The sequence below is a fragment of the Halocynthiibacter sp. C4 genome (genome assembly GCF_028823805.1).
Taxonomy (GTDB): Bacteria; Pseudomonadota; Alphaproteobacteria; order Rhodobacterales; family Rhodobacteraceae; genus Falsihalocynthiibacter; species Falsihalocynthiibacter halioticoli.
The window spans coordinates 263,799-276,644 of the sequence record NZ_JAPEIE010000001.1 but is presented as its reverse complement, the minus strand read 5'-3'; the positions used below and the strand labels follow the sequence as shown (position 1 = coordinate 276,644).

Genomic DNA, 12,846 nt, shown 5'->3' with positions numbered 1-12,846 from the left:
TCAGACTTATTATTGGGAAGAGGTGTCATAACTAGTTAAGATAGTTTGTCCTCTCGCTCGTGTCTCATCGAGCCATTTTTGCATTTTTCTCTCATTGTTGTATTTTGCACGCAAACGTTTCCGATGTCGTTCGTCGATGTGATAATCCGCATTTAACCGTAATCTTATTTGTTCTGCAGTATGCCGTTTGGGCCCTCGCCTACTCGAGCGAGCCAGTCTCGCTTTGCTCGCAAGAGCCAACACTTGCGGCGGAGGAAGCAGAAAGATTGAACTCATTCTCGAAGCGACGATCATACTATCGACGGCAGAAGTTAAACTAGAAGCCTCGCTCTTGAAGAGAACCAATAATAAATTTTTACTACTCCTTTTTCTTCTGGCGCTTTTTTCCAGACGGTCCAACATCGAACGAAAATGTTCCTCTCCTACACTTCTCTTTTCTGAAGAAATAACAGATTTAGGAACTCGTTTCATGAGTGGGATGTAATAGGACCGAAGCCAATAGACAGTCTGGGTAACCTGAAAAACGTTGGAACGAATAAGGATCTGATTGGCTTTTCGTGTCATAGGAACTTGCCCCAACTTCCAATTTTTAGTTCGTCATCCAAATCACATCAACGGACATCGCTTGATAAGAAGGACGCCCAATCTTTCATCATTTCTCTGCGCCGCTCAATCATGTCTCCTCGACGATACGACGCCTCGACAGCATTGCTAATCTTATGAGCCAAAGCTATCTCGGCCATCTCGTTTGGGTAGTTCGTTTTTTCCGCCACCCAGTCTCTAAACGTCGAGCGCAGCCCGTGGGGGACCGCAGCTCGCTTGTTTTGGGGGTCAAAAAAGCCTGAATAGCCAGATTTCAAATCTGAAAGATGAAGGCGCTTCATTGTGGCCGAAAGTGTCATGTCAGAAAGCTGTCCGCCCCTTGGCGCTGGGAATATGAGTGGATTGTCCGCAGATCGAGGCAACGCCTTAAGAAGCACAAAAGCGGGTTCGGGTAGTGGAACCCGATGCTCACGGTACATTTTCATCCGATCCTTTTTGACGATCCAAATACCCTTGTTGAAATCAATTTCGTCCCAAACAGCTCCTCTGACTTCGCCGGAGCGAGCTGCTGTGATAGCAAGGAATTCGAGCGCACGACTTCCAACCCCTTCGAGAGATCTTAAAGCGCCTATCCAACGTGGCATGTCCTCCAAGCGAATGGCAGGATGGTGTTGTTTGTTGGCCACCTTCTCTGGGTTGGGAAGCAATTCTTTGAGGTTACCTGACCACCGCGCGGGGTTGTCACCGACGCGGTGACCCGCGACAGTTGCCCAAGTAAGAACGGCCTCAATCCTTCCGCGCAACCTTTTGGCGGTTTCTGTCTTTGATTGCCAAATTGGCTCTAGGACACGGAGGATATCTTGCACTTGTATTCGATCAACACTCATCGCGCCTATTACAGGAACAGCATAATTATTTAGAGTGCTTCGCCATTGTTTCCGGTGCTTGTCATTCCTGAACCCGTCACTCCTCGCAGCAACACATCGCTCAACTGCTTCGGCGAAAGTGAGCGTGCGTGCTTGAGCAATAGCCAGTTTTTCTCTCATGGCTCTTCGCTCTTCGACTGGATCTACACCAGAATAAATTTTTTCTTTGACATTTTGCGCTCGCACTCGAGCTTCAGCCAAGGAAACCTCTGGATATCCGCCAAGGCCAATTTCTCGCCGTTTATGGCCGACTGTCGTCCTAAGTAGCCAACTCCTACTTCCGCTCGGAGAAATTTGGAGCAGCAAGCCTGAGACCCCACCTACAGAAAAAGTCACTTTTCCGCCTATTTGAGGGTGTTGAAGACGCTTCACCTCTAGCGCTGAAAGTTCTTTCGCTACACGCGGCATATTTACCCATCATTATACCCGCCTAAAAATATGCCATTCCCTGCGATTGATTGCAACACAATACGGCCTTGAAAAATCAAAATGCATTTAATTACATGTAGTTACACTACAGATTGCGACAGGACGCGACCACTCAATGGCGGACTTCGTCTCCGCCACTACATCTAAGTTATTGATAATGTGAAGGTTTTCGCGTGATGTCCAAGAGTGTGTTGTCCAGAATGGACCACAAAAAGGACACCAGAGAAGACATGAAATATCTCAAGCAGCCACGCGGCCCCGGCAAAAGCTGGGTATTTAGGATGATGACCCCTCGCGAGCTGGTGGGTGTTCCTAACCCCTGGGACGGCAGACCACTACCTATAGAGATCAAGAAGGGGCTTGGGACACGGCATCTCCCAGAGGCTCGTAAGCTTCGAGACATCGCGCTGGGCGACATCCGAAGGCTACAGGACGAGTTGAGTGATAACGCGGCGTTCTCGCTGAGGTCAGCCGTTGAGTGGCGGGAGGATATAGGTACCGCTCGTGAGAGTGCTGACGATCCGTACAACGTCGGGGCCGAGTTGGTTCTGATTAACAAGCTGGAAGACGCCGAAGCACGTGGTATCGCTCGCGACCAACTCGAGCGGTTCGCTCGTGTGGCCACAGGGAAAGGCTTCCCTCTTGACCTCGCCTACGCCAAGAATGTTGAAGCCCGCCGCCCCGGCAACCCATACGGCTATGAGCCTCTCAAGCAAGCAACGGTCGCCAACCTCGACACTGCGATGAAGCATCTCCGCACCTTCCTCAACGATGACGCCAAAACTGCCTGCTTAGAGGATGTGACGCCCGAGTTGGCACAGAGCTTCCGTGACGAATTCCTCCCCTCCGTCAGAAATCACCGCTCCCCTGATGGTCTTTCCGCACAGACCGTCGCCAAAAACGTCAACCTCTTGAAGCAGGTCTGGGTGTGGGCCATTGGCGAGGGACATCTCGGGAAGAAGACGAAGAACCCATGGGAGTTCCGCAAGGGTCTCAGGCGTACCATCAACAAGCGTGAACGGGTCCGAGAGGATTATCAGCCCCACGAGTTCAGCGCCCTACTGAAGGCCACGACACGCGGCACCAAGGAAGGAGACATCCTCCGCCTCGCTATCGCATCAGGGTGTCGTGCCGACGAACTCGCCACCCTCTCCACCGATGATATCCGCCCAGACGGGTCTGGCTTCACGCTGGCACAGGGCAAGACCGACAACGCCAAGCGGTTTATTCCGCTTGTAGAGGACGCCAGAGAGCTGCTGACAGCCCGCCGCGCTAGAGTGGATGAAGCCACGATCAACGACCTTGGAGGATGGGCTGGCCCTCGCGCCTCAAACTCCGCCTATGATCACGGTTTGCTAGAGGAACAGCTTGAAGAGGCACAGCAGCAGGTCTGGGATGAACTGAAACGCGCTGGTTATCTCGAAGGGTTCTGATAGTAACTTGAAGTTGACAACTACCTCACGCGCACCGTTCCTACGTCGACGACAGAACGCAACCTCAAAGAGACGGGAAGCCTGGACCACCGAGACGCTCAACGGGCTTGACCCTGACCTGAAACTCATCTCTTCGCTCCTAACTTCGATTGCAGCCCGTATACTTCAGGTATCCGACAAGAAAGCATCCGTGGCACTTGGTGCGGCGACAAACGCTCTTGCGGGTTCGGCCTTCGTTGCTGCGGTGACCGGAGCGGTGGGTTCTGTGGGGACGGCAGGGACCGGAGCGGCCATCGCAGGCCTGTTTGGTGCCGCTAAGACCTCAGCCACCCTTGCGTGGATTGGTGGGGTCGTCGGAGGCGGAGTGGCGGCTGGGACCATGGTTCTTGGAGCAGGGGCGCTAGGCGTTGGTTTGTATGGCTCTGTTAAGGTGCGTCGAGTCCTCTTGGGGTATGCTCGGAGAAGCGAGGCGATCTCCCCCCGTGAGCAGAAAATCCTCCATGCGATTCAGTCCCTCACGGCTTCTATTGCCAAATCGCGGGAGAGTAGCAAGACGACGACGGCAGAGTTGAAGCTGTTCTCCCATATCGGTTTGTCACCGCTGGTCGCGGAGATAGAGCAAGCTCTCGCTGATGGCTGCTTTGCCGATCTGACGACCTATCAACGAACGCGGCTGCGGGGACATGTCATCAACCTCAAAAAGCTGCAGAAGAGACTGGAGAACGAATGATCCGTCGTAGCGTCGCGGTGACGATTGCAGTCACCTTCCAGCAACTCATTGAGGGTAGCATCAGCAGTTGGTCCTTCGATCAGCAACTCGTGATTGAGGCGCTCAGGCGATCTTCTGGTGATATTTCAGACGCCAGCGAAGCAGAACTCGGCGAGTACCTTCGGGGCTTTGATCGAGCAGGCCTACAGGGCGTCACAAGCAATGTGAAGGGCATCTATCACGAGCTACTCGTGGAGCATCTCGAGAACACCGATGGCGACGATATGTTCGCCCAGATATTCGAGCAAACGAACCATCCCGGTGCGGACATCGAGTTCCTAATCGACAGCGAGGTTGTGCATCAGGTGCAACTTAAGGCGGTCCAAGATCCGGCTTCGATCATTGAGCATTTCTCGAAGTATCCCGACATCGACGTTCGGGCTACAACCGAGGTGTTCGAGGTTCTCCAAGAGAAGTTCGGGGATCGGCTCGGAACATCTGGGATCAGCAACGAGGAACTCTCACAAGCGACCCGCGATACTCTCGAGCATCTCGCGGGAGAGAACTTGGGCGACGTGCTGCAAGATGGTGTAGTTACATCGCTGTTAGTTGGAGGGGCGCTGCAAGCCAAAGCCATTCTTGAGGGGCAGGCGATTGATGCACGTGAGGTTCGGTCCACACTTGAGATTATGGGGGTCGCGGCAGGAACAGCGTTTACCGTTGACGCATTGCTGGGCTTAGTTTGAAACAGGGTGAAAAGCTGTCAGTGCTTCAAGAAGAGCAAGCTCTCGTGGTCAGCACAAATGGAAAAGCGAGGGAGGCGGGATTCGACTTCATTATAAATAACTTAAACAATTTTAATATATTACATGCCAAATGCGGTACGCCACGTCACGTAACTGATGACGTGCCACAAAAAAGCCTACTTGGGTTGTAAGCCGGAACCTTCAGTGCTTCTATCTAGGAATCAAAATTGATTGGGCTAATGCAGAATGCAAAACGGGCTTACTGGACAATGGTTGGGGTGATTTAACGGGACCAATCAAGGTCGCGTAATATTGGACTTAGATCAATTTGAAAATGGCTTGCGAGGTAGTGCGTACGCCTTTGATAGCAATTCGGACAATTTCAGTTCATTCATCCCGCTCTAGATAAAGGACGGCGAACGCTTCGAGACTCAATCAAATATTCTACTAATTCACCCGAACCTACCTCAACTCGTTGATCGGGCGATGTTAGAGGAAGAGGAGTTAGCTCAAAGCGTCCAAATAACGGCGCAAAAAGTTAAAGAAAAGCTCCACGTGTCTTCGATTACGGACTTGGGAACGAAAGGGAATGCAGAACTCTTTCGAAGCAGAGCAGACAGGGCTTCTGAAATTACACCCGAATCAGAAGCGAGCACGTGGAGCGACTTTCAAGAATATGTTGAACAATGCTACTCTCAGCCACGGCGATATATTTTTAGAGGCCAATCTGCTCCGTGGCTACTTAGAACTGCTTTTCACCGCACATCACGCAAAGACACTCAGCGATATTTGCAAGAAGATATTACACGTATTCGTAACGCTGTAATAGGGAAGACGCCCCATCACTTTCGACTGGAGAAACCTGAAGAAAACGGGGCATTTCTTCACCTCTTGCAGCACCATGGATTGTCTTGGCCCCAAAAACAGTGCCACTATTTGTTGACGAAGTGAGTTCCAAAGAATGGCACGGCAACGGTATTCAGATGAAAATGCGCTTAAGATATTGCGCGAGATTGATGTCCATTTACACGATGGGCTTGATGTTGTCAGCGCGTGTCGCAAAGCGGGTATTTCCGATAAGACTTATTACTATTGGCGCAAGAAGTTCGGCGGCCTGGGGCGCCCGCAGCCTTCCGAAATGAAAGCACTCAAGAAGGAACACGAGCGGCTGAAGAAAATTGTTGCGGATCTTCCGCTGGACAAGTTGATGCTGAAGGAGAGCCTTGATCATTTAAAGCCGAATGCCTGACGATTGATGGGGTGAGTCAGGCCGTGATCCACACCCGTCAAAGGTTGAACATTTCAGAGCGTCGAACCTGCGCCGTTCTGGGCAGGTCACGATCCAGTCTACACTATCAAACCAAGGTTCGTGATGATGAAGCGCTGCGCTTGGCTGTGATCCGTTTGGCAAAGCAGTATGGGCGATATGGGTATCATAAAATCACTATGTTGCTGTGGGTCGAAGGCTGGCGGGTCAATCACAAGAAAGTTGAGCGTTTGTGGCGTGAAGAGGAGCTCAAGCTGCCTGAGCGACATAAGATGCGACGCCGGCTTTACCACAAAGACAGGTCAATCATTCGCCTACGCCCCATAAATTCAAATCACGTCTGGGCAATCGATGCTCGCCATTGTCGCTCGGACCAATGGCGCTCCCAATGTCTCGATCCACGACAAGCTGAGCAACGGGCGGAGTTCTAAAATATTGACTGTCTTGGACAAGCATACCTGCCAAGCGCTTTGTGTTGAGGTGAAAGAAAGAATGGGGTCCGACGATGTTTTGGAAGTGTTGCATCGCCTGCTAGTGAAATACGGAAAATCCGATTCTATCCGTTCTGAAAAAGGCGGGGAGTTCATTACTCAAAATCTTCAAGACTGGCTTAGGAAGATTTGGGTTAAGCCGATCCAAACCTACCCCGGGAGAACGGATATAACGAACGGTTCAACGGTACTCTGCGCCGAGAAGCCTTAAACGCTGAATGGTTCCACAGCATCAAACAGGCTCGGGTCGCGATCACCCGTGCCAGAAACCTTATTAGAGAAACCCAAAATTAGAGGCCCTGAAATTGGGAGCCAGACAGATCGCTCCGCTACGCTTCTCAAAACCCTTCGACAACAATCGCCTCTGATCCTCCCCCACTGAAGTGGTCCTCCGCTATGTTTAGGAAAACGGAGAAAACACATGTCAAACAAGCGACCGAAGCCCGAAGAGACTGTCACAAAGGTATGGCAGGTTGAGGTTCTGACGGTGCAAGGAATGCCGCGTCTGGATGCGATCCGCCAGATCGGAGTGACTGAACAAACCTATTATCGCTGGAAGAAGAAATACGGTGGAATGGGCAAAGATCAATTGAAGGAACTGAAGCGCCTTCAGAAAGCGAATGCGCGGCTGCGCAGGGCTGTTTCTGATCTTAAGCTGGACAAGCTGATCTTGGCCGAGGCAGCAAAGGGAAACTTCTAAGCCCCGCTAGCCGTCGTGCCTGCATTAAATCGTGTTAGTGCTAAACTGAATGTCTCAGAACGCCGAGCGTGTCGCGTTCTGAAGCAACACTGGTCAACACAGAACAAGGTGCCAGTTGGTCGTCCAGACGAAGAGCAGTTGGTGGCCGATATGGTCGATACGGCTACCGTCGGATCGCAGCGCTGCTGAGAGATGCTGGCTGTCATGTGAACGAAAAACGGGTCGAAAGGCTGTGGCGACGAGAGGGGCTGAAAGTGCCAATGAAACAAACAAAGAAGTGGCGGCTTTGGCTGAGCCCCTTTCATGGTTTGCTCTGCAAACCGCTGTGGGGCAATGGATGGATCGTGCGTCAGCACTTCGCCCCGATTATCGCAACCATGTCGAGTCCTATGACCTCGTGCATTGTCGCACAGACGATGGAAAGGCATTCCGCACACTCAACATTATTGATGAATACAGCAGAGAGTGCATGGCCATCCGTGTGGACCGGAAGCGCAATTCTGGCAATGTCATCGATGTCCTGAGTGACTTGTTAATCCTGCGTGGCATCCCGTCGTTCATTTTTCAGAGTTGCCAATTGAGGGCACCATTGATTCGAGCCCAATGGGCGACGGTCCAAAGTTCGTTGCTCAGGCTGTGCAGGATTGGATCAAAGCTGTTGGCGCAAAGGCGGCTTACATCGAACCAGGGTCCTCTTGGGAAAATGGATACTGCGAAAGCTTCAATGCAAGGTTCTGCGATGAGTTCCTCAACGGCGAAATCTTCTACAACCTACGCGAAGCCCAAATCCTGATCGAAGAATGGAGAAAACACTATAATACTAAACGACCACACAGTGCTCTTGGCTACCACCCACCGGCACCCGAAACCATCGTCCAGATAGACCAAAGGCCAATCATATACTAACAATCTAATTGGACCACTCAATTGGGGCTGATCAGGGGCACGCCAGATTTTTGTGGTATCAATATACCTTGCCGCTGTCGTTCCACGCCCGCTTCACCAGCTTGATCCGTCGCTGATCTTCAAGCGCACGCTGGCTTAACGGTTCCTTAACCCGAGCATAGAAACCACTTAGATGAACGCTCAGCATTTTGCAGAGAACGCGAACGGGGTGCTGCTGTCAATTCGCGTCAATAAACGCGCACCTCACTTTGCATCCATGGCGAAGTACGCGGTGGGCTTTATTAAGATTTCGCGCTCCTCGGTCACACGAGCAAGTTCGCTGTTGAGACGCCTGACCTCGGCCTCCTGATCAGTCTGTCTCTGCGGCTTCGTGAATTGCGCCATCCACCTGTATAGCGACTTGGCGCTGATCCCGAGCCGCTCAGCCAACTCTTTAAATGAATACCCTCGCTCCGGACCTGCGCCACGGCGTCAATCTTAAACTCATCCGAATAGCTTATTTGCCCTGACATTTGCATCGTCCTTTGCTTCCGAAATTACTAAGCAAAGCGTCTAATAATCTAGGGGTACCTCAGACAATTCAATTGATTCTATGGGGTAAAACGTCGATCGACCTAAGTATTCCTTCAATACGTTCGCAGCACCGCCCGTCACGAAACTCAAAGAAATTAAGTGCTCGCTCAGCATAAATTTCTGGGGTACCGTTAATCAAGATATCGCAACATGATCGGATTGCGTCATTAACATTTGATTTTACTGGACCAAAGCCATCTAATTCATAATCAAAATAGCCCTTCTGGTACACATGATCACCGCTAAAGAACTTGTTAGCGTCAAATTGAAAGTAGACCACTGGTCTCTGGATGTAGGCCACTTCCATGGCGAGGGATGAGTAGTCCGATACCATAAGCGCACACTTGGATAGAATTTTCTGATAGTTAGCGCCCTTTCTTACATCCACTACTTCTACCCAATCAGGAACACAAAAATCGCTCAAATACATCGCCATATTTGGATGTGGGGCAAAAACTATTTTCTTGTCAAATTTTGTTGCAGCGTCTCGTAACTCTTGGCTCGATAAGAACGTAGTCCATTGCTTTGCAAAGTCGCTTTCGAGGAATGAAGAGATACGACCTCTGGTGTTTCCAATTCGATCAGTTTCATCTGTAAGATAGCGGCGCCAGGTAGGCATTATGACTATATATTCCGGTTCGGATACTCTTGCAGAATCCAACAACGCGTCGTGACGTGGCAAACCAGTCAAGAACACTTCAGATTCGGTATATGCATATCGACTTTCACAAGATGTTATTGATTCATATTCGGCTCTAGCAGATGTAATAAATATATCAAAGGCCTTTGAGTTTAACCATTCGCTAAGATCGTCTTTAATGACTCCATGCTGTAGAAACACCGTCCGCCACTTTGCCAGATCACTAAATAACTTTCTCTTTACAGGCCATTTAACGTATTCGTCTGCGTGGGAAGAGATGAGAAGCGAAGAATTAAATTGCGCCGCAATGTGATCATCTGATCTAACGTCAATTAGCTGGAAACCTTCCTTTTCAAGTCTCTGCCAATCCGCTGATTGGCGATCCAGAATGAAATAAGCGTCCTTGTGAGCGTCTTTTTTCATCAGGTGACGATAAAGATGTTCAGCGTTGTCATCAGCGCGCGTATCAGCATCCATTAATATCCAACACCCGCCATATTTTTCTTTGGAATCAGAAGATGTTATCAGCTCACGCAACCGTTGTGTTTCCGGATCTTGTTCCATGTCATTAATCGCGGGGGCCGGAGATAGGAGAGCTTCGAGATCATCAAAGAATATCGTGTTACCATAAACATTGTTCCCAATCTTGATCTCGACTGCTCTCCCATCGGCCAGCCATTCAATTCGATCGCCATTTTTCAGCTTCAAATCCATGTAAATTTCATTGAAAAAGTCTTCGCCAAGAAACTTGGCCTTCCGCGCACCAGCAATAGCCACTTCCGCAGGACGACCGTTAATTATGGCGGTTGGCGTGATCTGCTCGATCTCACCCGAATAAAATGAGAAACGGGTTATTCCGGCCCTTGAGTTAAGCGCTTTGAGATAGATCCTAAACTTTTCACGTGATTTTCTTTTGAATAAGCTTAGTAAGCCTACCTTGTGTTCTTCATAGCAGCGCGCAAGGTTGAAATTGGATATAGTTTCGACATCAATCCCATCAAAGATATTCTTAAAAATCTCTTTGCTTCTTTGATACTCAGAACTAGAAAGCACCTCCCTAAGCTTCTTCGGCGCACTCAATTCTGCGTGAATTCGCCACATCATTTCATAAAGCACAGTACGTTGAATAAAAAGGGGAACGTTTCCGTGCAATTCTCGGCTCTTTTTTATGAGATCAAGATAACCATCTTCCATCTGTGACAACCAAAACGACTTTTTCTCTTTTGCTGTGTCAACCAGTGAAGTGCCATTTTGTCGCTTGCGATAGTAGTAACGCGCATTTGCAACGAAGCTTACTCTCTTATCATTTTCGAGCATAAATAATCTATTGATAAAATGGGCATCTTCGAAACTGGCCCACCCATGCCCATCAAAGGTAATCCCGTGCTTTTCAATATCCTTCCTGCGAAGCCAGACGGTATTTGCGGCAAGGTGAATGTGTTTCTTCATATCGCTTGTATTGCGATGAGTTATCGGCTTCTTGAAACGCCAAGTCAGTGGGTGTCTATCTGATACTTCATCAGTATCTTCTAAGTAGTAGATTAATTTAGCGCACACTGCGAGAAGAGGCGTCCTGTGAAAGGTTCCAAGCGCTTTTCTGATGTTTAGTATATAAGTTTCATCTAGGTAATCATCTGGGTCTGGAAAACTGACCCAAGCCCCTTTCGCCGCAGCGAGGCCCGCGTTCCGTGCCGCCGACAATCCGCCGTTTTCCTGCGAAATAATTCGGATCACATCGGGTCGCTTCGATGCCCAATACTCTAGTTTCTCAAGCGTATCATCTGTGGCCCCGTCGTTAACACAAATAACTTCCAAGTTTTTCAACCCGCCACGCTGAGCGAAAAGACTTTCGAAAAAATCGTCGAGATACAATGAAACATTATAGCAAGGCACGACCATTGAGAGTAGCTGACGGTTTTTTAGGTATGGTCGAGGAATATTTCCAAATTTGATTTTTTTTCGGGGACGCGTTGCGGTAGTATCCCTTGTATCAATAAGATTGTTTTTTTTCATGCTCGACAATTTGCCATCTTGAATTAGGTGAAATAGAGTCCTGAAATAAGTTTGTAGATTAAACCGAGCAGCATTACCAGACCAGTCCAACCAGCGTTACGACAGGGGGGTTGGGTAGCAGAGCAACCGATTCTATGTGTCCACGGGTTTCTTAACGCAAACGTCCTCATACTCTATTCAAACATTAAACGCCAAAAGCGTCACATTGATACTATCAGAATAAATAATTGGTATAAAACTTTTACAGGGGATAATTTAGAGACGCTGCCTTTATGTCCGACCTCATCGGGCTAATTACTCGATTCTTTGGAATCTCCGACTGCATACCCCAGACTTTGAAGATCAAAATCGAGCAATTTCGAAAGCCTTACATTATCTTCTTTTATTTCAGGGAGAATTCGTTTCTCAATAAATTTCAAATCTCGCTCAATGATTTTACGTTGTTTTTGTTGAGAAATTGTCGCAATTGCCGTTCTCAGCAATAGCTGGCGAATCTTTTTATGTTCAGTTCCCGTGTACCCGTTAGCAGGAACACATCTGCCAAATTTGTTAATCCACGGGGCCACCCTAAGAGCGCAATACTCCGCATAATCACGTTGGTTCTTGGTTTTGACAGGCCTTGGAAGAAAACTTTCAACCTCTAAAAAGTTACTTATACGACCAAAAAAATCATTTTCATCTATTTTTAGCAGTTCAAAGGGAATTGCGAGAACTTGATTAGTGCCGAACTGCTTCTGATACCAGCTGATAATTCGACTATAAGCAAACACAGTGTGATGAAAACCTGGAGATTGCAGCCAAAATCTGGGAACTAAGAACCTCTCTAAGCTTAGACGCGCATTTCCTTCAGTTAAAAAATGCGCGTAATGAGAAAGTACCATCTTTCTTTGTTCGCGAACTATGATAAGGATTTTGGCATTAGGTAATGTAGCATGAATTCGCCTTCCGAATTGCTCACCTAATGCTCCACCACTAAAAGGATGCCCTACGTAGTCTTCATTTGATATCGCCGTTATTTTGCGTGTATGTTTAAGACGTGAATAAATTTTGCTCGCTTCTTTCTCAGCGTCGAACTCAAATGGAAACAGCGCCTGAGCCTGTCGCGATCGCTTCCCATTCAGGTCAACGAAGCGGTCGGTGAACGCGCCTGTTTTGTGTGGCTGCCATGCCGCATTCGACAATTGCTGATCATTTTTATCAAGCAAGCCGATTTCGGGATGAGCTCCTGAGAAAATAGTAGATTGAAGATAGGTGCTTGCAGCTTTCGAAAACCCGATATGAACAACACAATCCAAAATAAAGTCCCTCTTTAATTGGAGCATCAACGGTAGCTGATAGCGACCTGTTTAGCGGTACCGAACAATAGCTCGCCGTTATTCGCACGCAACCCAATATTTCCACTGGATCGGGATTTGGTTTATGGTGCTTGAACATTGTTTTGGGTAGTGCCTATTGAATCTAGCGCTTCGA

General features: G+C 48.8%; 10 protein-coding genes and 3 pseudogenes. 9 read left to right on the top strand and 4 right to left on the bottom strand.

Annotation, left to right across the window (positions count from 1 at the left end; translation table 11 throughout):
• Positions 1-611 precede the first annotated feature (611 nt).
• A complete protein-coding gene (locus tag OU789_RS01400; protein ID WP_274652639.1) occupies positions 612-1,877 on the bottom strand; it encodes a tyrosine-type recombinase/integrase in 1,266 nt (421 codons plus the stop codon).
• 251 nt (positions 1,878-2,128) lie between these two features.
• On the opposite strand from OU789_RS01400, the gene OU789_RS01395 reads away from it, so the two are divergent.
• The 9 genes and pseudogenes from OU789_RS01395 to OU789_RS01375 all read left to right on the top strand — a co-directional run bounded on the left by OU789_RS01395 (position 2,129) and on the right by OU789_RS01375 (position 8,150).
• On the top strand, positions 2,129-3,331 hold the full coding sequence (locus OU789_RS01395) for a tyrosine-type recombinase/integrase (RefSeq protein ID WP_274652637.1): 1,203 nt from the start codon (positions 2,129-2,131) through the stop codon (positions 3,329-3,331).
• Positions 3,332-3,338: 7 nt separating this feature from the next.
• Positions 3,339-4,061 (top strand): hypothetical protein, encoded by a 723-nt coding sequence (locus OU789_RS01390; protein ID WP_274652635.1) that lies wholly within the window; start codon positions 3,339-3,341, stop codon positions 4,059-4,061.
• Positions 4,058-4,786 carry a hypothetical protein gene (locus OU789_RS01385; protein WP_274652633.1) on the top strand — a complete coding sequence of 243 codons (729 nt, stop codon included), beginning with the start codon at positions 4,058-4,060 and terminating at the stop codon, positions 4,784-4,786. Before OU789_RS01390 ends, OU789_RS01385 begins: the two co-directional genes overlap by 4 nt.
• A gap of 486 nt (positions 4,787-5,272) precedes the next feature.
• On the top strand, positions 5,273-5,737 hold the full coding sequence (locus tag OU789_RS16945) for an FRG domain-containing protein (protein WP_446719153.1): 465 nt from the start codon (positions 5,273-5,275) through the stop codon (positions 5,735-5,737).
• A 10-nt stretch (positions 5,738-5,747) separates the two neighbouring features.
• Positions 5,748-6,035 (top strand): transposase, encoded by a 288-nt coding sequence (locus tag OU789_RS01380; RefSeq protein ID WP_274652631.1) that lies wholly within the window; start codon positions 5,748-5,750, stop codon positions 6,033-6,035.
• Positions 6,036-6,046: 11 nt separating this feature from the next.
• On the top strand, positions 6,047-6,484 hold the full coding sequence (locus tag OU789_RS16940; protein ID WP_446719152.1) for an IS3 family transposase: 438 nt from the start codon (positions 6,047-6,049) through the stop codon (positions 6,482-6,484).
• Positions 6,405-6,755: a DDE-type integrase/transposase/recombinase gene (locus OU789_RS16935; protein ID WP_446719151.1), complete on the top strand. Its 351-nt coding sequence runs from the start codon at positions 6,405-6,407 to the stop codon at positions 6,753-6,755. The genes OU789_RS16940 and OU789_RS16935 overlap by 80 nt, the downstream gene beginning before the upstream one ends.
• Positions 6,701-6,838: pseudogene (locus OU789_RS16930) on the top strand (integrase core domain-containing protein); the annotation flags it as partial. The gene OU789_RS16935 and the pseudogene OU789_RS16930, both read left to right, overlap by 55 nt.
• Before the next feature lie 127 nt (positions 6,839-6,965).
• Positions 6,966-8,150: pseudogene (locus tag OU789_RS01375) on the top strand (IS3 family transposase).
• Positions 8,151-8,393: 243 nt separating this feature from the next.
• Here OU789_RS01375 and OU789_RS16925 read toward each other — a convergent pair.
• The 3 genes and pseudogenes from OU789_RS16925 to OU789_RS01365 all read right to left on the bottom strand — a co-directional run.
• Positions 8,394-8,591 (bottom strand): annotated as a pseudogene (locus tag OU789_RS16925) (transposase); the annotation flags it as partial.
• Between the two features lie 139 nt (positions 8,592-8,730).
• Positions 8,731-11,376, bottom strand: coding sequence for a CDP-glycerol glycerophosphotransferase family protein (locus OU789_RS01370; RefSeq protein ID WP_274652629.1), 2,646 nt, complete (start codon positions 11,374-11,376; stop codon positions 8,731-8,733).
• Positions 11,377-11,666: 290 nt separating this feature from the next.
• Complete coding sequence (locus OU789_RS01365; RefSeq protein ID WP_274652627.1) at positions 11,667-12,698, bottom strand: sulfotransferase; 1,032 nt, start codon at positions 12,696-12,698, stop codon at positions 11,667-11,669.
• Between the last annotated feature and the right edge of the window lie 148 nt (positions 12,699-12,846).